The organism is Cognatundibacterium rivi, assembly GCF_018139565.1.
GTDB classification, from domain to species: domain Bacteria; phylum Pseudomonadota; class Gammaproteobacteria; order Burkholderiales; family Burkholderiaceae_D; genus Undibacterium; species Undibacterium rivi.
This window is the reverse complement of the sequence record NZ_JAGSPK010000002.1, coordinates 654,681-676,837: the sequence shown is the minus strand read 5'-3', so window position 1 is coordinate 676,837 and position 22,157 is coordinate 654,681. Positions and strand designations below refer to the sequence as shown.

The following is a 22,157-nucleotide window of genomic DNA, read 5'->3' as shown; positions in this document are numbered from 1 at the left end:
ATGCGCCTGAAATTATCCCGTCACGCTGGTTTTACCCTGCTTGAAGTGCTGGTGGCGCTGGTCATCGTCGGTACTGCGCTGGGCGCGAGCCTGCGTGCGGTTGGCAGCCTGACGCAAAACAGCAATGACCTGCGTATCTCGCTGATGGCGACATGGTCGGCAGAAAACCGCTTGTCGCAAATCCGTCTAGCGCGCGAATGGCCTTCACTGGGTGAACGTACGTTTGAATGTCCGCAGGCTGATTTAAAACTGACTTGCGAAGAGCATGTGATTGCGACGCCGAATCCTTCATTCCGGCGCGTCGAAGTCTTCGTTTATGAAACAGATAAACCTTCGCGCCGCATTATCAAGCTGACTCAGGTGGTGCCGAATGCCTTGTAATCACCGGCCCGCCGCAACACGTGGTTTTACCCTGATTGAATTACTGGTCGCGATTACGATACTTGCGATTGTCGCTGTGCTTGGCTGGCGTGGTCTGGATGGTATCGTGCGCGCGCGTGTTGCGCTGAATGCAGAAATGACGCAGACACGCGGTATTCAACTGGCCTTTGCCCAGATCGAAAATGATTGCGCACATCTGATGGATGCCAACTTGCTGCAAGGACGCAGTGTATTGCGTGCCGCCGGCAGCAAACTGATGCTGATCCGCTCGGTACTTGAAGATAATCAGCCGCTGCGTTTTCAGGTGATTGTGTACAGCGTGATTGATGGCAAACTGGGACGGCGTGAGCTGATGCCGACCCGCGAAATTGCGGCATTGGACAACGATTGGCAAAGTGCTGCGGGTGATACTGATGTGACGCCGGTCATACAGTTGCAGACCGATGTGACTTCACTGGCGATGCGCACCTGGACGCAAGGTGAAACTGGCTGGCGTGTCGACGGCACTGATATACAAAACGCCGCGACCGATGCCGCAGCAAAGAATCCCGCAATCAAGAGTGCGAAACTGGCTGGACTGGAAGTGTCCATGCAAGTACAGGGACGTGAAGCGCCGATGACAAAAGTATTTTTGCTGGGGGCAAGCTGATGCAGATCGCCTTTTATCATCCCCGGCAACGTGGCGTCGCTGTTGTGACTGCGCTGTTGCTGACGACGCTGGCGATCACGATTGTTGCCAGCCTGTTCTGGCAGCAACAGGTGCAGGTGCGTTCGATAGAGAATCAGCGCATGCAGTTGCAAAAAAAATGGATATTACGTGGTGCGATCGACTGGGCGAGACTGATCCTGCGCGAAGATAAAAAGCAGAGCAATGTCGATCATCTGGGGGAACCATGGGCGGTCAGACTCGAAGACACGCGCCTGGATCAGTATGTTGAAAATGGACGCGCAGACACGGATGCCAGCGATGCCAGTTTGTCCGGTCAGGTCATCGATGCGCAGTCTTTATATAACCTGAACAATCTGGCGACAGACGGCATCGTTGATGGCCGCGAAACTGCCGTCTTTGCGCGCCTGTTGACGAATCTGCGTTTCTCTGGTGATCTGGCGCAGCGTACTGCCGATGCGATTGCGCAAAGCCAGCCGAAAGCGGTGGTGCCGAAAGGTGCACCGGACAGCGCCCCTGCCAGTGCACCTGCCAATTCTGGCGGCAATGTAAAAAACACATCGGAAGATGCGCAAGCTGCAGTACAATTCCTGCGGTTTACGCAGGTCGATGATTTGTTGTCAGTGCCAGGCTTTACGCCAGAGATGGTGAATAAATTGCGTTCGTATGTGATTGCTTTGCCTCGTAAATCCGGCATCACGACGATTAATTTGAACACGGCTCCTGCCGAGGTGTTGGCGGCACGCATCGAGGGCATGAGTTTATCGGATGCGGCGATGATGGTTGCCAGTCGCGAGCGGGCTTATATCAGCGGCTTTGCCGATTTTGAGACGCGTTTCCCTGATAAGGCAAAAATGACTTCTAAAAAAGAGGTCGATACCTCAACCAATTATTTTGTGGTGAACGGTAAGGTTAAAATGAACCGCTCGCTGATGGATGTCAGCGCATTGATAGAGCGGGCAGAGGACGCATCGACGACGGTGCTTTGGGTAAGAGACAACTAAATTACATGGCAAGTACACTCACTATTTCTTTACCCTCACGGGTGGCTGCGCAAAGCAGCCCGGACTGGTCTTCGCAGACATTTCCGTTTGCCTTATTTTCGGCAGAAGGCAACATATTGCAGCAAGGTCTGCAAACGCTGACCGAGTTACGCGCCTTGTCGGTCGGTGCCCGCCAGCTGCATTTACTTGTTGCCGCCAGTGATGTCAGTTTGCTCACGATCAAAGTACCACCGATGTCGGCAGCGAAATTCAAAACTGCGTTACCGAATCTGCTCGAAGAACAACTGACTTCCGATCCTGCCGATGTGGCACTGGTGGCGACGCCGGTGGTGAATGGTGAAGCGACCGTTGCCGTGGCAGACCGGGTCTGGCTGGAGACGATGGCAGCGAAGGTCAAAGACTGGCCGGTAAAGAAAATCGCCGCGTTTCCGTCGCAGCTGGCTCTGATGCTGCCGGAGCAGGAAAATCACGCTGCTGCGTTGATTGAAAACCGGGATGGCGTGCTGGCGCTGACGATCAGACAGTCTGCGTTGCAAGGGATGGGGCTCAATCTGGCTGAGGCAGAGCGTGACAGTGCGATTGCCATGCTGAATTTGCTGGCACCGGAAACCAATGTCGATTTGTATGTGGGCGCCAATGAAGTCGAACAATATCAGGCACTGTTGCAGACGCTGGCACTGAGCGAGCGTTTTCAGGTGCGGGCGATCAGCTGGCAAAACAGGGTTGGTGGCATCAGCCTGAAAACGCCGGATCTGATGTCAGACGTCGGCGCGGTTCATAAACCATCTATCGACTGGGCTTTGTGGCGCTGGCCTTTACGTTTGCTGGCAGTGATGGTGATATTCAATATCGCTGCATTAAACGTGGAATGGTTCAGCCTGAAACGCGAAGCCAGAAATTTAAGCGCAGCTTTGATGCAGACGTATAAAAACAGCTTTCCTAAAGAGACGACGATTCCTGATCCTTTAGCGCAAATGCGGCAGAAAGTGGATTTAGCGAAACGTCTGTCCGGTCAGTTTGCACCGAATGATTTTGCTGTGATGGCGGCGCAGTTCACGCAGGTGTGGGAACGCGTGATGGTGGGCAAGCCAGCCGATGTGGTGTCCGTCGAATATAAAGAGCGGGGACTGAATGTTAAAGTGAAATCGCCGGGACAGATTCCGCTGGATCAACTGCGCGGCGCATTGGCTGAGCAGTCTATGCGCATGGAAGCGACACCCGATGGGATATTGCATATCACCATGGGAGGAAAAAACTGATGAAGAAGCAATTGACGCAAGAGTTTGCTCTTTTTTGGGAGCAACGCGACGCGCGCGAACGCCGCATGCTGAGCATTGCCGCAGTGGTGATTTTGCTGGCGCTGGTCTATCAGATTTTTCTTGACCCTGCGTTGACAGGGCGGACGAAATTACTCAAGCAGATCCCGGTTTTGCGTCAGCAGGTCGCCGAGATAACGGCGCTGAGCGCGCAGCAATCCAAACTGGCAGCGGGTTTGTCGCAGATGACAGAACCGGTCAGCCGTGAGAGCGTGGAGGCCTCGCTGGCAGCACGCGGCATCAAGGCGCAAACACTTAGCGTGACGGAGGATATCGTGCGCTTACAAATTCAGACGGTCGCCTATGCGAATGTGATGGAATGGCTGATAGAAGCACAAAAATCGTCGCGTTTGACGGTTGAGGAAGCGCGATTTACCGCCTTGCCGGAACCGGCGCAGGTGAATGTGAGCCTGACATTAAAGCAGCAACGTGGTGGGCTTTGAATGAAGTCGGTAAAGTCAGCAGCGGGGTCTTGGGTGTGGATTTTGACAGGCATTGTCAGCATCACGCTCTCCGTTTTGTTTTTCTTACCTGCCAGCTGGCTCGGCGCTTTACTGGAAAAGCAAACGCAAGGGCGACTCAGTCTCGGTGATGTGCAAGGTTCGTTCTGGCGTGGATCGGCGTTTGTCGGTGTTGCTTCCGGTGCCAGTGGTCCGGTGACGCCTTTGTTTGCGGGGCGCTTTGCCTGGAAAATTTCGCCGCTGATTTTGCTGGCACAAGTCGAAGCGGAGTTGGCGAATCCTGAATCGCTGTCGGCCATCGTGAAGATACAGGGGAATTTTTCGGAGTTGCAGGTGAGTCCGGCGAGTTTGCTGTTGCCGACCGAACGTTTAGAAGGGCTGGGGGCCCCGCTGAATACGATAGGACCGACCGGCAAATTGCGGATGTCGTGGAATAATTTACGCTTTGCCCGGGATGCCGGCAAACTCAATGCTGACGGGCAGTTACAAGTGGAATTGTCGGAAATGGCATCACGGTTGTCGCCAGTGAAACCGCTAGGCAGTTACAACATGGCGTTTGACTTACATGGCGCAAATGCCGACCTGCATCTGAATACCTTAAAAGGACCGATGATGCTGGCTGGCAGCGGTACATTAAATGGCGGTCGTTTCCAGTTCTCAGGCAAAGCCTGGGCAGAGGAAGGGCAGCAGGCAAGATTGGCAAATTTACTGAATTTGCTGGGGCAGCGCCGTAAGGACGGCGATCAGGATGTCATCGCTTTAGAGTTTAAATAGTTCAAATGAAAAAATATCCATTAAAAAACAAGGCAGCTATGATCAGCAATTCCTTACGCAAACCAATGCGTCACTTGTCTGTCATGACGGGGGTGGCAGTATTGAGTGCCGGTTGTCTCATCAGTTCTTCCGTATTGGCGCAAACGCCAGCTTCAAATACGGCAGATTTAAATTTTGTCGGTGCCGATATTGAATCTGTTGTTAAAGCGATCGGACACTACACAGGTTCCACTTTCATCATCGATCCCCGGGTGAAAGGTCAGGTCACATTAGTATCGGAAAAACCGCTGACGAAAGAACAGGCGTTCAAGTTGCTGACATCGACATTGCGTTTGCAAGGATATGCGGTTGTGTATGCGGATGGCTATTACAAAGTGGTGCCGGAATCCGATGCCAAGCTGCAACCTGGCCCAACGCAGTCTGTGCAGAATGAAAAAGGTGAATCGGTCAGAGGCGATCAGGTTGCAACCCAGATTTACCGTCTGAATTACGAGTCAGCTACTAATGTTGTGACGATTTTGCGGCCATTGATTTCGCCGAATAATACGATTAATGCAAATCCGGGCAACAACTCTGTTGTGATCACCGATTACGCTGATAACTTAAAACGCCTGAATAAAATCATTGCGTCTTTAGATGTTCCCGCGACGGTGGATATGGACGTGATTCCTATCAAACATGCGATGGCGAGCGATATCGCCGCCTTGGTGAGCAAGCTCAGTGATAACGGCGCTGCTGCGGAAGGCGGACGTGCTGTCTTGCTGGCTGATCCGCGCACCAATTCCGTTTTGTTGCGAGCACCTTCGGCTGCACGTGCAAATCTGGTCAAGGAGTTGATTGCTAAACTGGATCAGCCAACGGCTTTGCCTGGTAATGTGCATGTGGTGTATCTGAAAAATGCAGAGGCGGTGAAGCTGGCGCAGACTTTACGCTCCATTATTTCTGGCGATACCAGCGCCTTGCCCGCGAGCACGGGTTTGTCGAATACAGGCAGCTCTGCGAATGGAACGAACAGCCCACTGACATCTAATTCGACGACAAGCACCGGTAACACCGGTGTCACCGGTGGTTTGCCACAATCGTCCAGCAGCAGTTCAGCATCAGGTAACTCTAGTGGCGCAGCGGGGTTCATTCAGGCTGATGCGGCAACCAATACATTGATCATTACGGCAAGTGAAGCGGTATATAAAAACTTGCGTTCCGTGATTGATCAGTTAGATGCGCGACGTGCGCAGGTGTATGTCGAGGCGTTGATTGTTGAAATCAGTGCAGATAAAGCGAATGAATTCGGCGTGCAATGGCTGGGGTTGTCTGGCGATAGTAATAGCAATTATCGTGTTGGTGGCGGCACTGCATTTACGACAACTGGAAATAATATACTCAGTCTTGCCACAGCAGCGACGCCGACACCTGGCAATGGTTTGTCTATCGGTGTGTTCAAACAGATCAACGGTAAGCTGGGTTTGGGGGCTGTGGCGCATATCCTCAATAGCGGTGGCAATGCAAATATCTTGTCGATGCCGAATCTGGTTACGCTGGATAACGAAGAAGCAAAAATTGTGGTCGGTAAAAACGTGCCTTTCATTACCGGCCAGTTCACCACGTCAGCTTCGACCGGCACGGCTGGTGTGAATCCTTTCCAGACCATAGAACGTAAGGAAGTCGGACTGAAACTGACCGTCAAACCACAAATTTCCGAAGGCGGCACGGTCAAGCTGGCGATCTATCAGGAAAGTTCAAGTATTGACGATTCTGCGGCGGTGACATCGTCTGGTCTGATTACCAAACAACGTTCCATTTCCACCAATGTGCTGGTTGAGGATGGACAAATTTTGGCGCTGGGCGGCCTGATGGAAGACAGTACTTCTGACTCCGTTGAAAAGGTGACTGGTCTGGCGGATATTCCTGTTATTGGTAATTTGTTTAAGTATCAGACGGCCAAACGTGGCAAAACTAATCTGATGGTATTTTTGCGTCCGACCGTGATACGCAATGCCGAGCAAAGTAATAGTGTTTCTGTTGATCGCTATGACTATATGCGTACGCAAATCGCACCAAATAAGGATGGGGTACCTGCTGCGCAGTTGCCTGAGATGGAAAAAGGCAAGCTGATGTCGACGTCGACTTCTATGCCATCAGATAAGCCGAAGTCCGGTAGTCAGGAAAGCAAGTAAGCCATGATGGAGAATCGCTTATTGCCATACGGGTTTGCGCGGGATTTTTCCGTGTTGGCCAGCCGCGACAATGCTGTCGCAGGGGCACCGGTAGAGTTATCCGTTTCGAATAAAACCAGCCCTGCTGCGATCGCCGAGGTCGGACGTAAATTTGGCACGATCAAGCTGAATATGCTCAGTCATGAAGCGTTGAGCGACCTGATTGCCAAAGCGTATGCAGGCTCCGGCGGCGACGCTGCTGATGTGGTCGGTGAGGTGGAGTCCGACCTTGATCTGGCGAAGCTGATGCTGGATATGCCAGCGATAGAAGACTTGCTGGAATCAGCTGACGATGCGCCTGTGATTCGTATGATTAATGCTCTGCTGACGCAGGCATTGCGCGATGGTGCTTCTGACATTCACATCGAGCCGTTCGAGCAGATTTCAGTGGTGCGTTTTCGTATCGATGGCTCATTGCGCGATGTGGTCCGGCCGCGTAAAGCAATCCATGCTTCCCTGATCTCACGTATCAAGATCATGGCGCAACTGGATATCGCCGAAAAGCGTTTGCCGCAGGATGGTCGCATCACATTGCGGATTGGCGGCAAGCCCGTTGATGTGCGTGTCTCGACTTTGCCGACTGGTCATGGAGAGCGTGCAGTGTTGCGTTTGCTGGATAAGGAAGCCGGGCGTCTCGATCTGAGCAATCTTGGTATGAGTCCGGATGTTCTTGAAAATTTTGATAAGCTGATCGCGCAGCCGCATGGCATCGTCCTGGTTACAGGGCCGACTGGTTCCGGTAAAACGACGACGCTGTACGCTGCTTTATCTCGCGTGAATGCCGGCACGACCAATATTCTGACAGTCGAAGATCCTATCGAATATGAATTGGCGGGTGTCGGGCAAACGCAGGTCAATGCGAAGATAGATATGACGTTTGCCAAAGCCTTGCGCGCTATTTTGCGCCAGGATCCGGATGTGATCATGATCGGTGAGATCCGTGATCTGGAAACAGCGCAGATTGCCGTACAAGCCTCATTGACAGGTCATCTGGTTCTGGCGACTTTGCATACGAATGATTCTTCGGCAGCCGTGACCCGTTTGCTGGATATGGGAATCGAACCTTTCCTGTTGTCTTCGTCATTACTGGGTGTTGTCGCACAACGTCTGGTACGCAAACTTTGTACGCATTGCCGTCGCGAAGAGGGCGGGCAATGGCATGCGACCGGCTGTGAACACTGTGGCCACACAGGTTATCAGGGACGAGTCGGTGTGTATGAACTGTTGCAGACAACGGAAGATATCCGTGCGCAAATTCACCATCAGGCATCGGAAGCGGAAATCCGGCTCGCTGCTCAGCAGAATGGTATGAAAACCATGCGCGAGGATGGTGATCGCTGGGTGAAGAGCGGCGTGACAACGCCTGAAGAATTATTGCGCGTCACTAAGGAATAATTACCGTGCCGGCATTTCGATATGAAGCGATAGATAGTCATGGCACCAGCAGTACCGGCGTGTTAAACGCCGATAGTGCGAGAGCGGCACGCAGCGATTTGCGTGCACAGGGCTTGGTTCCTGTGTCAGTCGAAGCAATACACAATAACGCTGATGGTAGCGCTCGTCAGCGACGCTCTTTTTTCTCCGAGCGTTTATCCAGCGTCGAGCTTGCCTTGTTCACCCGTCAGCTTGCAAGTTTGCTGGACGCAGGATTGCCGCTGGAACAGTCATTAACAGCGTTGCTGGAACAATCTGAACGTAGCTTTATCCGCGACATCATTGCTTCTGTGCGCTCCGAGGTGATGGCGGGAGCCGCCTTATCTGATGCACTGAAACAGCATCCGGATGATTTTGCCGATATTTATTGCGCGCTGGTGGCATCAGGCGAGCAAATTGGCCATCTGGCGCGTGTTTTGTCGCGTCTGGCCGATTACATAGAACGTCGTAACGCGTTGGTGCAGAAAGTGAAACTGGCTTTTACTTATCCGGCGATTGTGACAGTCGTGGCATTTGCGATTGTGATTTTCTTGCTGACGTATGTGGTGCCGCAAATTGTTTCCGTGTTTGCGAACACCAAACAAAAACTGCCATTGCTGACGGTGCTGATGCTGGCAGTGTCAGACTTTGTGCGGGTGTATGGTTGGCTCGTTGCTTTGCTTGGTGTTGCTGCTTTTTCAGTCTGGCGTCTTGCTTTGAAAAACCCCGAAATAAAAATGCGCTGGCATCAGTGGTTGTTGACCGCCCCTGTTTATGGCAAGTTTGAGCGTAGTTTAAACACGTCCAGGTTTGCCAGCACGCTGGCGATTACAACAGGTTCGGGTGTGCCGATTTTACGCGCCCTGCAAACGAGCCGGGAGACCTTGTCGAATGTCGCGATGCGTGCGCAGGTCGAGGATGCGACGGCAAGCGTACGTGAGGGTGTCAGTCTGGCGCGAGCCTTGTCTGCGCATAAGTATTTCCCGCCGATGTTGATTCATATGATACGCGCTGGCGAAGTCACAGGTGAGCTGCCCGCCATGCTGGAACGTGCATCGAATGCGCAGGAGCAGGATCTGGAACGCAGGGCGCTGACGATCGCCGGTTTGCTGGAGCCTGTACTCATACTTGCAATGGGCGCGGTAGTGTTGCTGATCGTGTTGGCAGTGTTGATGCCTATTATTGAAATTAATCAGCTGGTACGCTGACAAGGATAGAAATGAAGCGTTTACCTCTTTTGTGTAGTGTGATTGCATTTGCATTATTGTGCGTGACTGTGAGTTTCTGGGGCTTGCGTATTTTTAATCCACAGAACCGCAGTGTTGCGGCACCAACTCAGCAGAACAGCATCGAGCCCGGTTCTGGGCAATGGGGCAGCCTGTTCGGTGCTGCGCCAGCAAGTCAGATGGCTGCCAGCAATTATCAATTGAAAGGCGTGATCATCGCCAAGCGTTCTGCAGAAAGTCTGGCAATCGTCAGTGCGAATGGCAAACCTGCGCAGTCAGTCGCGATTGAGATGCAGATTGCGCCCGGTGTCGTATTGAAGGAAGTACACGAGCAGTATGTGCTGATTTCAGAAAACGGCGTGATTCGCCGGGTCGACTTACCACAAAATGCGGTCGTGAATATCGCAGCTAATCCGGTTCGTCCTCCACCAACCGAGATAATTGGCATTAATCCTGTGGCACCGGTGGCGTTTCCTGCGCATCAGCCGCAGCCGGTTCCACCAGGTGGACCTGCACCTGTTCCAAGCCCGGTTGTTACTCCTGGGCTCTCTACTGCATCATTGCCTGCCGTGATGCCAGGTGCTGCACAATGAATGTCAGTAGCGGCAATTTGCCAAAACAGATCACGGACTGCATACAACTCGCCCATCCGTCCTGGCATCCTGCGATAATGCGTGGTTTGCAAGCGATGCAGGCAGCAGATACCACTTATTTTTCGCGCTTATGCTCGGCTGAATTTTTACCGACGGAAGGGCGTTTGTTTGCAGCGTTTCAGCAACCCTTAAATGAAGTTCGCTATGTGTTGATCGGTGAGGGGCCTTATCCGCGCGCTGACAGTGCGACTGGTGTTTGTTTTATGGATGGTGCTGTCGACTGTCTTTGGGCTGAGGATGGTTCCGGCTTATCTAAAAAAGTTAATCGCGCGACGTCGCTACGCAACTTTATTAAAATGCTGCTGGTCGCTTCCGGCGATCTCAACCAGGAGTATACGAGTGGTGAAGCGATGAGCGCGGTTGCCACCTCTGCGTTGAATAATGAGGCAAGGTTTATCCGGAAACTCGCCGATTTGCAGCAAAATATGCACAAGCATGGTTTTCTGCTGCTGAATGCGACGCTGGTTTTTCGTGATAGCGTGGCACCGGTTAAGGATGGCAAATCCTGGCAGCCTTTTTTGCAAGCCATTTTTTCCAGTCTATTGGCGCAAAAGTCTTCGGCATCCCTGCCATCCCTTGTTTTGTGGGGGAAAATTGCCGAACAGTTGAAGCGGATTTCGGAAGCAGCGCACTTTCCGCAAATCCTTGCAGAACACCCGTATAACCTGAGTTTTATCAAAAACCACGAGATGCAGGATTTTTTTCGTCCTATGCAATTGCTACATAATTGCTCAAAGGAAAATTTTTGTTAGAAGCATGCGCTTGTTGTGGCGTAGTTCCTGCCTTTGTAGAATAATCTAAGCTTGGGTTTTTACAGGCTTCACGTCGTCAGTTATCGCTTCCACTCGCTTCTTTATGCTAAAAAAAATTAAAACATCCGAATTGAGAGTGGGTATGTTTGTCACTGAGTTATGCGGCTCATGGATAGATACGCCATTCTGGAAAAAATCGTTTCTTCTTTCGGACCCCGCCGAATTGGTGGAGATCCAGAAATCAAAGATACAGGAAGCATGGATAGACACAAGCAAAGGCCTTGACGTTCTTCAAGCCGAGCCTGAAGTAAAGCAAGAACCGGAACCAGTCGTCGAGGCGGTTGTCGTAAAACAGCCAGTTCCACGACAGATAGCACCGGTTTCTATGGCAGAGGAGCTCGACAGAGCTTCTTTGATTGTGAATAAATCGCGTGCGGCAGTTTTTTCTATGTTCAGTGAAGCGCGGATGGGAAAAGCCGTTGATGTCGGTAATGCCCAGGAAATGGTTGAGGAGATTGCTGACTCTGTAATGCGTAATCCCGGTGCCCTGATTGGTCTTGCAAGACTGAAAACCAAGGATGATTACACCTACATGCATTCGGTTGCGGTTTGTGCGTTGATGGTCGCTTTGGGCAAGCAATTAGGTTTAAGTGATGCAGATACCCGTGAGGCAGGGTTGGCAGGTTTGCTGCATGATATCGGTAAGATGGGTATTGACCCTGATATTCTGAATAAACCAGGTAAGTTGACTGATGCGGAATTCGTCTCCGTCAAAGAGCATCCTGCTGCTGGATACAAAATGCTGCTGGAAGCAAATGGCGTGAGTCAGGTTGCGCTGGATGTGTGTTTGCATCATCACGAAAAAATGGATGGTAGCGGCTACCCGGATCGTCTGAAAGGCGAGGAAATCAGCCTGTTTGCGCGGATGGGAGCGGTATGTGATGTGTATGATGCGATCACCTCAGACCGCCCATATAAACAAGGTTGGTGTCCTGCAGAATCTTTACGGAAAATGGCCGAGTGGAGTAAGGGGCATTTCGATGAAAAAGTATTTCAGGCATTTGTAAAGAGCATCGGCATCTATCCGGTTGGTACTTTGGTGCGGATGGAGTCCGGGCGACTCGGCGTCGTTGTTGAACAACAGATCGGTAAGTCTTTGTTATCTCCCAAAGTCAGGGTGTTTTTCTCCGTCAAATCTATGGGTTATATCGTTCCTGAGTTGCTGGATTTGGCTGGTCCGGGCTTGCAGGATAAAATTGTCGCAAGAGAAGATGCATCGAAGTGGGGGTTAAAAGACATCAATCGCTATTGGCTTGGTGACGCAGCTCCACATTGACTTGCACTGTTTTGCCTGGTCAGATGTAAAAAAAACTCCACGACATCTGCGTGGAGTTTTTTTTCAATAACGCGTGATGCATTATCTTTCTGGTTGTATCACGACTTTACCGGTCACTTTGCGGGCTGCGATATCGTTCAATGCGCTGGCCGTTTCGTTCAATGCATATCGGGCGGAAATGTGGGGCTTGATTTTGCCCTCTCTCAGCCAGCCTATCATTTCACTCATTGCCGCCATATTGGCTTTGGGCTCGCGCTTGGCAAATTCACCCCAAAACACACCGACCAGCGATGCACCTTTTAACAGTGCAAGATTCAGCGGTAATTTCGGAATCTCACCATTCGCAAAACCGACGACCAGATAGCGTCCGCGCCAAGCGATGGAGCGGAATGCAGGTTCAGCGTAGATGCCGCCAACCGGGTCATATATCACGTCAGGCCCTTTGCCATCGGTCGCGCTTTTGATCGCTTCACGTAAATCAGTGTTGCTGTAATTGATCGTCATATCGGCGCCATGTTGGCGGCAGATGTCGAGCTTTTCATCCGTTGAAGCTGCCGCAATCACCTTGGCACCGATCGCTTTTCCGATTTCAATCGCGGCCAGACCAACGCCACCCGCAGCACCAAGTACCAACATGGTTTCACCTGCTTTCAGTTGCGCTCTGTCAACCACTGCATGATGTGATGTGCCATAGGTCAGTGTGATTGCCGCGGCTGTATCAAAATCCATTCCTTCTGGCATAGGAATGACAGCATTGGCGGGCGCTAAAACTTGTTGAGCAAACGCCCCTTGACCGATAAAGGCAATTACTTTGTCACCAGTCTTGATATGCTTTACGCCCTCACCGACAGCGTAAACAATTCCGGACAACTCGCTGCCCGGCGTAAACGGTAGTTCAGGTTTGAACTGATATTTGTTTTGTATGATGAGGAAGTCCGGAAAATTAACGCCTGTGGCTTTGACGGCAATTGCCACCTCTCCGGCGCCGGGTATTAGATCCGGGAGTTCGATTATTTCCAGGGTATCCGGGGTGCCCCAGGTTTTACATACAACGGCTTTCATATAAGTCTCCAATTTTAAAATAGTACGACCGTTTAATTTTTTTGATTATGCCGTAAAAATTGATGACAGGAGGAATTTGTTTTTCCGCATCAGGTAGAATGTGGCTTATGAAAATCTTAATTAGTAATGATGATGGTTATCTTGCTCCTGGCATCGTTGCTCTGGCAGAAGCGCTTGTGTCTTTTGCTGAGATTACGGTTGTTGCGCCAGACAGCAACCGTTCCGGTACTTCGAATGCTTTAACGCTGGACAGACCTTTGTCCGTGCAGCGGGCAGCAAACGGCTTTTATTTTGTGAACGGTACTCCCTCTGATTGTGTGCATATTGCGTTGACGGCGATTATGACTGAGCGCCCTGATCTGATTGTTTCAGGCGTCAATCAGGGGCAAAACATGGGTGACGATACCTTGTATTCCGGTACCGTGGCAGCGGCTACCGAGGGATACTTATTTGGTATTCCAGCAATTGCGTTTTCTCAGGTGCATAAGGGTTGGCAGCATCTGGATACTGCGGCAACAGTAGCGGCTGAATTGGTTCGGCGTGGGTTTCCTGAGTTGCCTTCACCTTATTTGCTGAACGTTAATATCCCTAATTTACCCCGTACCGAAATAAAAGGAATACGTCGGGCGCGCCTCGGGAAGCGACACAGTTCTGAGCCCGTTATTCCGATGAGAGACCCGCATGGACGTGATATTTACTGGATAGGGCCACCCGGAGCGGTTTTGGATGGTGGAGAAGGAACTGATTTTGATGTGACGTCGAGAAATTATGTTTCTGTCACGCCGCTACAAGTTGATTTGACCAATACGCGACAATTGGACATGCTGGCCATGAACATTCAATGACAACGAAAGAAAAGCGTTTTCCTCTCTCCTTATCGTCGGTTGTTGATCAACGTGAAGCCGGACGTGGCGATCACTTTGGTCGCAGTGCATCAACGCAGACGGCAACGCAAAACGCCAGGCAAGGTGCCAATCTGGCTATCCGCGTAAGTCCTGCTGTCAACAGTGAAAAGAAACAAGCTGAACAATCTGCTCCGTTTGCCAGTCCATTGGTGTCTGATGGGGTCCGACGCGCAATGGTTGCAAGGGTGGCGCAGCAGGGAGTCAGTGATGCTCTGGTTTTAGCAGCATTGCAAGCGATTCCCCGGCACATGTTTCTGGACTCTGGTCTTGCCAGTCAGGCCTACGTTGACGCTTCGCTTCCTATTGGTCACCACCAGACTATTTCGCAGCCATACATTGTTGGCCGGATGTTGGAGATTTTGCGGAATGGAGCAGCTCTTGATAAGGTTCTGGAAATAGGAACGGGATGTGGTTATCAGGCAGCGGTGCTGTCATTAATAGCGAAAGATGTTTATTCTGTTGAGCGTATCAAAGCCTTGCACGAATTGGCGAAGAATAACTTGCGGCCAATGCGTATTGCAAATATACGTTTGCACTATGGCGATGGAATGCTGGGTATGCCTCAGGTCGCCCCGTTTGACGGTATCATATTGGCTGCAGCCGGTATGGAGGTGCCTCATGCCTTGTTGATGCAACTGAAAATCGGCGGGCGTTTGATCGCGCCAGTCGGTGATCGGCATCAGGTTTTGCAACTCATCGAGCGTGTTTCAGTACATGACTGGAACAGTACTATGGTAGAAAATTGTCACTTCGTTCCTTTGCGTTCCGGAGTCATTTGAGATCGTGTCACAAGATCGTAATTCACCTGTAAATTTGTAATGAGAATGAACAAAATAAAAAGCCTGAAAAATTTATTGGCGTTGGGATGCGTCGCTTCGCTTCTGGCAGCGTGTAGCTCGACGCCGAATAAAGCTCCGGTGGTTGAGCGCGGTATGTCCTCATCAAACGAGGTGTATGTGCCTCCGCCAACTCCTAAGCAGGTGGTTAAACCAGTTGATTCTGCGCGAGGGAACTATGTGGTCAAGCGCGGAGATACTTTGTACCGAATCGCTTTAGATCATGGGCAGAGTTACAGTGATCTGGTGGTTTGGAATAATCTGAAAAATCCGAATGACATCAAGGTGGATCAGGTGTTGCGGGTTGCGCCTCCTGAAGTCAATGGCGCGCAGCCAGTGGCGATCGCATCCTCGTCCTCAATTGAAGTGAAGCCGCTGTCTTCAGGTCCGAGTGGGGCCAAGGTGTCGCCTAAAGGAGATAAGCGTCCATATTCAGAAAGCAATCTCGCCGAGCTTCAGAAGCCAGACGGTAGTGGTGTCGCACCGGTTAAAACTGAAGTTGCAGTCGTTAAGCCACAAGAAAAATCGACAGAGAGTGCTGCAGATGTTGATGCGGTTGACTGGATGTGGCCGGTTGATGGCAAGCTGTTAGCCGGGTTTGATGATAAGAATAAAGGCCTCGATATTGCTGGGCGTATGGGGCAGGATATTTTCGCAGCTGGTGCTGGTAAGGTGATGTATGCCGGTAGCGGTATCCGTGGCTATGGAAATTTAGTGATTGTGAAGCATAACAACAGTCTGTTGTCAGCGTATGCACATAACAAGACAATTCTTGTTAAAGAGGGGCAGTCCATCACTAAAGGGCAAAAAATAGCTGAGATGGGGAACTCTGACAGCGATGGCGTTAAGTTGCACTTTGAAATACGCTTGCAAGGAAAGCCGGTTGATCCATCGCGTTATTTACCTGCGCGCTAGATTTATTTAATCTGGGTTTATTGGTTATTTTTTAAAAGCGTGTAGTTGTTGATGTTTTTTTGTTGAGGTTGTTCATTTCTTAAAGTTGTCTGTTTCGTATATATATTTTATTCAGATGGAAATCTATGCAAAAAAATACGATCGACCGCAAGTTAAATGTCGCCGCACACGAAGACGCTGAAGTCATTCCCGATGAGTATCTGGATAATGCTGGGGCCGGCATTGTTTTGGATGTCGAAGTGAGCGACGATGTTGATGAGCCCAATGGGCGCGAAGTCGATCCCATTTCTTTAATCGTTGCACCTATCGATGAGCTCAAGACTGTATTAGCCAGTGAATTATCTACTGACACTACCCAGTATTACCTGAATCAAATAGGCACTCGCCCCTTATTTAACTCCGCGGAAGAATTGCATTTTGCGACGCTGGCAAAACAAGGAGATTTCGACGCCAGACAGAAAATGATAGAGCACAACCTCAGGCTGGTTGTCTCGATTGCCAAGCACTATATTAATCGCGGCGTTGCCCTGCTCGATATGATAGAGGAAGGAAATCTCGGTTTAATGCATGCAATTGACAAATTCGAGCCTGAGCGTGGTTTTCGTTTCTCTACCTACGCAACCTGGTGGATACGTCAAAGTATAGAGCGGGCAATTATGAATCAGGCGCGAACCATCCGCTTACCGGTGCACGTGGTTCGCGAGCTGAATCAGATTCTTCGGGCAAAGTATCACCTGGAGTCGCGTCAGCGTGATGGACGCGAGGCAAAAGCTGAGGATATCGGATTGCTGGTTGATCGTCCTGCGGATGAAGTACAAGATATTCTTGCGTTGTCTGAACATGCAACTTCTCTTGATATGCCTTTGGATAATGACCCGCAATCGAGCTTAATGGATTTGTTGCCGGGTGATAGTGATACTGCGCCTGATGCTCTGGCTGAACATCATGAGATGACCATCCTTGTCAGAGACTGGTTGTCACGGCTGTCTGATAAGCAGCGGATAGTCGTTATCCGGCGTTTTGGGTTGGATAATGATGATCCTGCCACTCTGGAAGCTCTGGCAGATGAAATGGGTATCACGAGGGAGCGCGTTCGTCAGATTCAGCAAGAAGCCTTGATTAAGTTGAAGCGCTCGTTTGCATCGCGTGGACTGGGACGGGATTCTTTGCTGTGACTGGATTCGTTCCGGATATTCTGCACTTTAGTTGTTTATTGCTAGGGTAGAGTCTCCCACTTCTTTTATAATTCCGCTTTTGAAATCGATCATTGATATGGCGCAGCTGTTTTTCGCGCCGACATTCCCATGAATAAAATTGAAATACGTGCTTTTGATATGGACGCGCGTGGCGTCGGGCATTTGCAAAACGAAGATGGTACGCAAGGTAAAGTAATTTTTGTCGAAGGTGCGTTGCCAGGTGAAACAGTTACCTTCAGTAGTTATAAAAAGAAGCCAAGCTGGGAGGTGGCGACACTGACGGACGTTGTTCATGCATCTTCTCAGCGCATTCAGCCTAAGTGCGAGTTTTTTGGTACTTGCGGCGGATGCTCCATGCAGCATCTGGAGCCGGATGCACAGGTGGCGATGAAACAACGTATTCTGGAAGATAATCTCTGGCATATCGGAAAAGTAAAAGCTGAGACAATGCTGCGCCCAATTTATGGACCCACCTGGGGATATCGTTACCGAGCCAGATTATCGGTTCGTCACGTCATTAAAAAAGATAAGGTGCTGGTTGGTTTTCATGAGAAAAAATCTCGCTATGTGGCGGATATGGAAACCTGTCAGATATTGCCACCGCATGTTTCTGCAATGTTGGTGCCGTTGCGCTCATTGATTGCGTCGCTGTCGATTATTGAATCCTTGCCGCAAATTGAATTGGCGATAGGTGAGGGTGTTACTGCAATGGTGCTGCGCATCATGGAGTCGCTGACTCCGGACGATGAGGTGAAGTTAAAAGCATTTGCAGATGAGCATAGTGTTCAATGGTGGTTGCAGACGAAAGGGCCTGATACTGCTGTGCCTTATTATCCGGTTGAAAGTAATTTGCATTATTTGCTGCCGGAATTCGGCGTTAAGATGCCATTTAAGCCGACGGATTTTACTCAGGTGAATCATCATATTAATCGCGTATTGGTAGCGCGCGCCTTGCGTTTGCTGGATGTGCAGAAAGATGAGCGTATAGCGGATCTTTTTTGCGGATTGGGCAATTTCACGCTTCCGATAGCAACGATGGCAAGAGAGGTGGTTGGCATTGAAGGTAGTACTGCGCTGACTGAGCGGGCTCTTGAAAATGCGGTGCATAATGGCTTGGCGGAGAAAACCTCATTCAGTACGCGGAATTTGTTTGAGGTGACGGCGGATGATTTGATTGCCTTGGGCAAGTTCGATCGCTTCCTGATTGATCCGCCGCGTGATGGTGCGATGGCTCTTTGTCAGGCCTTGATTGATTTGTCAGAAAAAAAACCTGAATTAAAACCGAAACGACTTGTCTACGTCTCATGCAGCCCATCCACGCTGGCTCGGGACGCAGGTATGCTGGTAAGAAATGCAGGATACAAGCTGAGTTATGCTGGCGTGGTGAACATGTTTCCGCATACTTCGCATGTGGAATCGATGGCGGTATTTGATCTGATTGACTAAGCGGATCGCGATGGAGTGAGGCATTTGGCTTTAGCTTACTCTAAAGACATGTTCTGCGAAGTGTTTCATGCTAAAATCGAAGGTTAGATGAATTCTTGAGTTTTTGTCTTAACCCTTTCTTTTTATTGGAGTTTTTGATGGCTATCGAACGTACATTGTCTATTATTAAACCTGACGCAGTTGCAAAAAACGTGATTGGTCAAATTGTCAGCCGTTTTGAAAACGCAGGTCTGAAAGTTGTTGCTGCTCGCCTGACACAATTGTCCCGCGCTGAAGCAGAGGGCTTTTATGCTGTTCACGCAGCACGTCCATTCTTCAAAGATCTGGTTGATTTCATGATCTCCGGTCCTGTATTTGTGCAAGTGTTGGAAGGCGAAGGCGCGATTCTGAAAAACCGCGATCTGATGGGTGCAACTGATCCTAAGAAAGCAGAAAAAGGTACTATTCGTGCTGATTTCGCTGAATCTATCGATGCAAACGCAGTGCACGGTTCTGATGCTGCTGAAACTGCTGCAGTTGAAATCGCTTATTTCTTCCCAGCATTAAACGTGTATTCACGTTAATTTGAAGTAGATTGATTAGTAGTTAGAAATTATCTCCCTGCACCGCAAAATGTTGTGGTGTAGGGTGTAAGAAAGAAAAACGCATGACGGCACTCATTAATTTATTGGATTTAGATCCTGCGCAGCTCACTGCATATTGCGGCGAGTTGGGTGAGAAGCCGTTCCGTGCAAAGCAGTTGCAACGCTGGATTCATCAATTTGGCGCGAGTACTTTTGATGAGATGACTGATCTTGCAAAGTCTTTGCGCGAAAAGTTGGCAACCAGAGCGGTTATAGCTGCTCCCTCTGTAATTAGTGATCACACTTCTTCTGATGGTACCCGTAAGTGGTTGGTTGATGTAGGGCAGGGGAATGCTGTTGAAACAGTGTTTATTCCTGAAGAAAATCGTGGAACCTTGTGTATCTCTACGCAAGCGGGATGTGCGGTGAATTGCCGCTTTTGTTCCACTGGTAAGCAAGGATTTAATCGTAATCTGACTGTTGGAGAAATTATCGGTCAGTTATGGATGGCAGAGTTTGAATTAAGGAAGACGAAAGGCGTGATTCCTGGTCCCAAAGGTGAGCGCCAAATTACCAACGTTGTGATGATGGGGATGGGCGAGCCGCTGTTAAACTTCGAACCCACGGTCGCCGCGTTGCGTTTAATGTTGGATGACAATGCGTATGGTTTGTCCCGTCGACGTGTTACGGTGTCGACCAGTGGTGTTGTTCCTATGATGGATAAGTTGTCGCAGGAGTGCCCGGTCGCATTGGCAGTTTCTTTGCATGCCTCGAATGATGTGCTGCGCGACAGTTTGATACCGTTAAATAAAAAATACCCGTTAAACGAGTTGATGGCGGCGTGTAAGCGTTATCTGGAATTTGCGCCAAGAGATTTCATTACCTTTGAATATTGTATGTTGGATGGTGTTAATGATTCGGATCAGCATGCACGTGAGTTGATTCAACTGGTGAGAAATGTGCCTTGTAAGTTTAACCTGATTCCGTTTAATCCATTTCCGGAGTCGGGTCTGAAGCGTTCCGCCAATCCAAGGATTAAAGCTTTTGCACAAGTGTTGATGGACGCTGGTATCGTCACAACGACACGTAAAACGCGGGGCGATGATATTGATGCAGCATGTGGTCAGTTAGCAGGTGATGTGAAGGATAGGACGCGTGTGCAGGAGCGCATGCAAAAAATGGCAGAATATCAAAAGAAATTTGGCGAAAATTTTGGCAAGATCGTGGAGATCACACAGTGAAAATTTTTGAATTTAGCTCTCGCGCAAAGCAGGTATTGCTCCTTTCTCTGGTTTTGTCTGTTTCTGCTTGTGCGTCCAGGCATTTGGATGCGCGTGTCGATGAGTCCGCTGTTTCAGCGGAAAAGCTTGAACTGCAAAAGCGCGCGTCTATCAGAATGCAATTGGCAGTCGGCTATTATCAGCAAGGACAGCACAAAGTTGCGCTGGAAGAGATCAGGCAAGCGTTATTGATTTATCCGGATATGGTTGATGCCTACGCTGTTCGCGCCGTTATTTTTATGGATATCGGTGAAAAGCAATTAGCGGAAGATAATTTTTTGCAGGCACTGAAACTATCCCCAGGGAATGTCGACGTGGAGAATAATTATGGCTGGTTTCTTTGTCAGAATGGTCGCGAAAAGCAGGGCTTGGCTTATCTTGATCGCGTTATAAATAATCCAGCATACGCCAATTTAGGTAAAACTTATAACAATGCGGGTCTTTGTAGCCTGAGGATGAAGGACGTGCCTCGCGCTGAAAAGTATTTCGTCGAGGGCTTTAAGCAAGATCCGGCAAATCCAGGTATTAACGCAAACCTTGCCAAAATTCTGTATGACCGTGGCGAATATAGTCAGGCTCGTTTTTATATCAACCGAGTAATTAAGTTTGACGTATTAACTGCGGATGTTTTGTGGCTTGCCATAAAAATTGAAAAACGACTCGGCGACGAGGCTGCTATGACTGGTTATGCGACGCAATTGCGCCGACGTCATCCGGGTTCACGTGAATTTGGCCTTTTGCAGCGGGGATCTTTTGATGAGTGATGTGGGGTTGAATCCGGCGTCAGAGGTATTGCTTTCTGCAGGAGAGTCTAAGCCAGCGCTAAGTGTTGTTCAGACTGCTGGTGGTTTGCTGTCTGCAGCCCGCACTTTGGCTGGATTGAGTGTTGAGCAGGTGGCGGGGCAACTTAAATTGTCGCCTCGGCAGATTATTGCGTTAGAAAATAATGCTTTTGAACAGTTGCCAAAGTTGGTGATTGTGCGGGGATTTGTACGTTCCTACGCAAAGCTGCTTAAACTGGATCCTGCTGAGCTTATTGCTTGCTTGCCTGATGATCAAACTGGGCAAGCGCTAGATGCTGGGCTGCAACCCACTCTGGCAACCCCTTTTCAGGAATCGCGCTCGCCATTTTTGGGGAGAAGCGAAAACAATAATCGCAGATATCTGATGGCAGCCGCCTTTTTTGCGGTGGCTGCATTGCTATTTGTGTCGTATCAATATGTGGAGCAATCTTCTTATGTGAAGGCTTTTTTCGCAAAACCATCTGTTCAGACTGATGCTCTGTCTGTTTCTGCAAGTTCTGCAGAGGCTGTTACGGCATCTATGCCCGTTGTTGAAAAAGCCAGCCCTGTTTCTGCGCCGTCTTCTGCGGTTGCTGAGATTGCCAATAGTGCGAATGCTGAGCGCAGTGAACCGCCTAAAACCTTAGTTGAAGTAACCTCTGCCAGTCATCCAATTGCTGCAGTAGTTTCATCCAATGCAGCTGAAAATGCACCTTTGGTTCAGCCTGTTAATGCTGGTAATGATAAGTTGCGGCTGAAGTTTCGCCAGGATTCATGGGTGCAGGTTAAAAAAGAAAATGGCACAGTTCTCACTTCGCATTTGGCAAAAGCGGGTAGTGAAGAAGTGTTTGATGTGAAAGAAACCTTGCAACTGAGACTGGGTAACGCTGCGGGAGTTGATGCGTCGCTGCGCGGTAATGCAATGGATATCACTACAGGCAAAGACTCGAATGTCGTTAATTTGATTGTCAAGTAA

At 49.8% G+C, this 22,157-nt stretch carries 22 protein-coding genes; 21 read left to right on the top strand and 1 reads right to left on the bottom strand.

Translation table 11 applies throughout. The features are described from left to right. From gspI to KDM87_RS07415, 12 genes are all read left to right on the top strand, one after another. A complete protein-coding gene (gspI, locus tag KDM87_RS07470) occupies positions 1 to 381 on the top strand; it encodes a type II secretion system minor pseudopilin GspI (protein WP_212678476.1) in 381 nt (126 codons plus the stop codon). Continuing rightward, a complete protein-coding gene (locus KDM87_RS07465; protein ID WP_212678475.1) occupies positions 371 to 1,030 on the top strand; it encodes a PulJ/GspJ family protein in 660 nt (219 codons plus the stop codon). The genes gspI and KDM87_RS07465 overlap by 11 nt, the downstream gene beginning before the upstream one ends. Beyond that, complete coding sequence (gspK, locus tag KDM87_RS07460) at positions 1,030 to 2,052, top strand: type II secretion system minor pseudopilin GspK (protein ID WP_212678474.1); 1,023 nt, start codon at positions 1,030 to 1,032, stop codon at positions 2,050 to 2,052. Before KDM87_RS07465 ends, gspK begins: the two co-directional genes overlap by 1 nt. A gap of 5 nt (positions 2,053 to 2,057) precedes the next feature. Next, entirely contained in the window at positions 2,058 to 3,311 is a 1,254-nt protein-coding gene (gspL, locus tag KDM87_RS07455) for a type II secretion system protein GspL (protein ID WP_212678473.1), read from the top strand. Then, complete coding sequence (gene gspM / locus KDM87_RS07450) at positions 3,311 to 3,811, top strand: type II secretion system protein GspM (RefSeq protein ID WP_212678472.1); 501 nt, start codon at positions 3,311 to 3,313, stop codon at positions 3,809 to 3,811. Before gspL ends, gspM begins: the two co-directional genes overlap by 1 nt. A 33-nt stretch (positions 3,812 to 3,844) precedes the next feature. Next, complete coding sequence (gspN, locus tag KDM87_RS07445; protein WP_329604908.1) at positions 3,845 to 4,603, top strand: type II secretion system protein N; 759 nt, start codon at positions 3,845 to 3,847, stop codon at positions 4,601 to 4,603. Between the two features lie 38 nt (positions 4,604 to 4,641). Continuing rightward, positions 4,642 to 6,777: a type II secretion system secretin GspD gene (gene gspD, locus KDM87_RS07440; protein WP_212678470.1), complete on the top strand. Its 2,136-nt coding sequence runs from the start codon at positions 4,642 to 4,644 to the stop codon at positions 6,775 to 6,777. Positions 6,778 to 6,780: 3 nt separating this feature from the next. Continuing rightward, positions 6,781 to 8,211 carry a type II secretion system ATPase GspE gene (gspE, locus tag KDM87_RS07435; RefSeq protein ID WP_408058705.1) on the top strand — a complete coding sequence of 477 codons (1,431 nt, stop codon included), beginning with the start codon at positions 6,781 to 6,783 and terminating at the stop codon, positions 8,209 to 8,211. A 5-nt stretch (positions 8,212 to 8,216) separates the two neighbouring features. Then, the gene (gspF, locus tag KDM87_RS07430; RefSeq protein ID WP_212678469.1) at positions 8,217 to 9,437 is read left to right on the top strand and encodes a type II secretion system inner membrane protein GspF; all 1,221 of its coding nucleotides are present in this window, start codon (positions 8,217 to 8,219) and stop codon (positions 9,435 to 9,437) included. An 11-nt stretch (positions 9,438 to 9,448) separates the two neighbouring features. Further along, entirely contained in the window at positions 9,449 to 10,048 is a 600-nt protein-coding gene (locus KDM87_RS07425) for a type II secretion system protein N (RefSeq protein ID WP_212678468.1), read from the top strand. Next, entirely contained in the window at positions 10,045 to 10,860 is an 816-nt protein-coding gene (locus KDM87_RS07420) for a uracil-DNA glycosylase family protein (RefSeq protein ID WP_212678467.1), read from the top strand. Before KDM87_RS07425 ends, KDM87_RS07420 begins: the two co-directional genes overlap by 4 nt. A 103-nt stretch (positions 10,861 to 10,963) precedes the next feature. Next, positions 10,964 to 12,196, top strand: a complete 1,233-nt coding sequence (locus tag KDM87_RS07415) for an HD-GYP domain-containing protein (RefSeq protein ID WP_212678466.1) — start codon at positions 10,964 to 10,966, stop codon at positions 12,194 to 12,196. A gap of 81 nt (positions 12,197 to 12,277) precedes the next feature. On the opposite strand, the gene KDM87_RS07410 is transcribed toward KDM87_RS07415, so the two are convergent. Next, a complete protein-coding gene (locus tag KDM87_RS07410) occupies positions 12,278 to 13,258 on the bottom strand; it encodes an NADPH:quinone oxidoreductase family protein (protein ID WP_212678465.1) in 981 nt (326 codons plus the stop codon). A 107-nt stretch (positions 13,259 to 13,365) separates the two neighbouring features. Between KDM87_RS07410 and surE the strand changes: the two genes are divergently transcribed. The 9 genes from surE to KDM87_RS07365 all read left to right on the top strand — a co-directional run bounded on the left by surE (position 13,366) and on the right by KDM87_RS07365 (position 22,157). Then, positions 13,366 to 14,103 carry a 5'/3'-nucleotidase SurE gene (gene surE, locus KDM87_RS07405; RefSeq protein ID WP_212678464.1) on the top strand — a complete coding sequence of 246 codons (738 nt, stop codon included), beginning with the start codon at positions 13,366 to 13,368 and terminating at the stop codon, positions 14,101 to 14,103. After that, the gene (locus KDM87_RS07400) at positions 14,100 to 14,942 is read left to right on the top strand and encodes a protein-L-isoaspartate(D-aspartate) O-methyltransferase (protein ID WP_212678463.1); all 843 of its coding nucleotides are present in this window, start codon (positions 14,100 to 14,102) and stop codon (positions 14,940 to 14,942) included. The genes surE and KDM87_RS07400 overlap by 4 nt, the downstream gene beginning before the upstream one ends. 45 nt (positions 14,943 to 14,987) lie before the next feature. After that, positions 14,988 to 15,914: a peptidoglycan DD-metalloendopeptidase family protein gene (locus tag KDM87_RS07395; RefSeq protein ID WP_212678462.1), complete on the top strand. Its 927-nt coding sequence runs from the start codon at positions 14,988 to 14,990 to the stop codon at positions 15,912 to 15,914. A 125-nt stretch (positions 15,915 to 16,039) separates the two neighbouring features. Then, the gene (gene rpoS, locus KDM87_RS07390; RefSeq protein ID WP_212678461.1) at positions 16,040 to 17,089 is read left to right on the top strand and encodes an RNA polymerase sigma factor RpoS; all 1,050 of its coding nucleotides are present in this window, start codon (positions 16,040 to 16,042) and stop codon (positions 17,087 to 17,089) included. A gap of 129 nt (positions 17,090 to 17,218) precedes the next feature. Next, positions 17,219 to 18,556 (top strand): 23S rRNA (uracil(1939)-C(5))-methyltransferase RlmD, encoded by a 1,338-nt coding sequence (gene rlmD, locus KDM87_RS07385; protein ID WP_212678460.1) that lies wholly within the window; start codon positions 17,219 to 17,221, stop codon positions 18,554 to 18,556. 137 nt (positions 18,557 to 18,693) lie between these two features. Beyond that, positions 18,694 to 19,119 carry a nucleoside-diphosphate kinase gene (ndk, locus tag KDM87_RS07380; protein WP_176803749.1) on the top strand — a complete coding sequence of 142 codons (426 nt, stop codon included), beginning with the start codon at positions 18,694 to 18,696 and terminating at the stop codon, positions 19,117 to 19,119. Positions 19,120 to 19,202: 83 nt separating this feature from the next. After that, positions 19,203 to 20,360 (top strand): dual-specificity RNA methyltransferase RlmN, encoded by a 1,158-nt coding sequence (rlmN, locus tag KDM87_RS07375; RefSeq protein WP_212678459.1) that lies wholly within the window; start codon positions 19,203 to 19,205, stop codon positions 20,358 to 20,360. After that, positions 20,357 to 21,163, top strand: coding sequence for a type IV pilus biogenesis/stability protein PilW (pilW, locus tag KDM87_RS07370; RefSeq protein ID WP_329604907.1), 807 nt, complete (start codon positions 20,357 to 20,359; stop codon positions 21,161 to 21,163). Before rlmN ends, pilW begins: the two co-directional genes overlap by 4 nt. Continuing rightward, the gene (locus KDM87_RS07365) at positions 21,156 to 22,157 is read left to right on the top strand and encodes a helix-turn-helix domain-containing protein (protein ID WP_230407670.1); all 1,002 of its coding nucleotides are present in this window, start codon (positions 21,156 to 21,158) and stop codon (positions 22,155 to 22,157) included. The genes pilW and KDM87_RS07365 overlap by 8 nt, the downstream gene beginning before the upstream one ends.

What these genes read in the sequence shown, in the direction of transcription:
- KDM87_RS07395 (WP_212678462.1), top strand. Translation starts at nt 14,988, where the DNA reads ATGAACAAAATAAAAAGCCTGAAAAATTTATTGGCGTTGGGATGCGTC.
- KDM87_RS07365 (WP_230407670.1), top strand. Translation starts at nt 21,156, where the DNA reads ATGAGTGATGTGGGGTTGAATCCGGCGTCAGAGGTATTGCTTTCTGCA.
- KDM87_RS07415 (WP_212678466.1), top strand. Translation starts at nt 10,964, where the DNA reads ATGCTAAAAAAAATTAAAACATCCGAATTGAGAGTGGGTATGTTTGTC.
- gspK (WP_212678474.1), top strand. Translation starts at nt 1,030, where the DNA reads ATGCAGATCGCCTTTTATCATCCCCGGCAACGTGGCGTCGCTGTTGTG.
- surE (WP_212678464.1), top strand. Translation starts at nt 13,366, where the DNA reads ATGAAAATCTTAATTAGTAATGATGATGGTTATCTTGCTCCTGGCATC.
- gspI (WP_212678476.1), top strand. Translation starts at nt 1, where the DNA reads ATGCGCCTGAAATTATCCCGTCACGCTGGTTTTACCCTGCTTGAAGTG.
- KDM87_RS07425 (WP_212678468.1), top strand. Translation starts at nt 9,449, where the DNA reads ATGAAGCGTTTACCTCTTTTGTGTAGTGTGATTGCATTTGCATTATTG.
- KDM87_RS07420 (WP_212678467.1), top strand. Translation starts at nt 10,045, where the DNA reads ATGAATGTCAGTAGCGGCAATTTGCCAAAACAGATCACGGACTGCATA.
- gspD (WP_212678470.1), top strand. Translation starts at nt 4,642, where the DNA reads ATGATCAGCAATTCCTTACGCAAACCAATGCGTCACTTGTCTGTCATG.
- KDM87_RS07410 (WP_212678465.1), bottom strand. Translation starts at nt 13,258, where the DNA reads ATGAAAGCCGTTGTATGTAAAACCTGGGGCACCCCGGATACCCTGGAA.
- gspE (WP_408058705.1), top strand. Translation starts at nt 6,781, where the DNA reads ATGATGGAGAATCGCTTATTGCCATACGGGTTTGCGCGGGATTTTTCC.
- rpoS (WP_212678461.1), top strand. Translation starts at nt 16,040, where the DNA reads ATGCAAAAAAATACGATCGACCGCAAGTTAAATGTCGCCGCACACGAA.
- rlmN (WP_212678459.1), top strand. Translation starts at nt 19,203, where the DNA reads ATGACGGCACTCATTAATTTATTGGATTTAGATCCTGCGCAGCTCACT.
- gspL (WP_212678473.1), top strand. Translation starts at nt 2,058, where the DNA reads ATGGCAAGTACACTCACTATTTCTTTACCCTCACGGGTGGCTGCGCAA.
- ndk (WP_176803749.1), top strand. Translation starts at nt 18,694, where the DNA reads ATGGCTATCGAACGTACATTGTCTATTATTAAACCTGACGCAGTTGCA.
- KDM87_RS07465 (WP_212678475.1), top strand. Translation starts at nt 371, where the DNA reads ATGCCTTGTAATCACCGGCCCGCCGCAACACGTGGTTTTACCCTGATT.
- KDM87_RS07400 (WP_212678463.1), top strand. Translation starts at nt 14,100, where the DNA reads ATGACAACGAAAGAAAAGCGTTTTCCTCTCTCCTTATCGTCGGTTGTT.
- gspM (WP_212678472.1), top strand. Translation starts at nt 3,311, where the DNA reads ATGAAGAAGCAATTGACGCAAGAGTTTGCTCTTTTTTGGGAGCAACGC.
- rlmD (WP_212678460.1), top strand. Translation starts at nt 17,219, where the DNA reads ATGAATAAAATTGAAATACGTGCTTTTGATATGGACGCGCGTGGCGTC.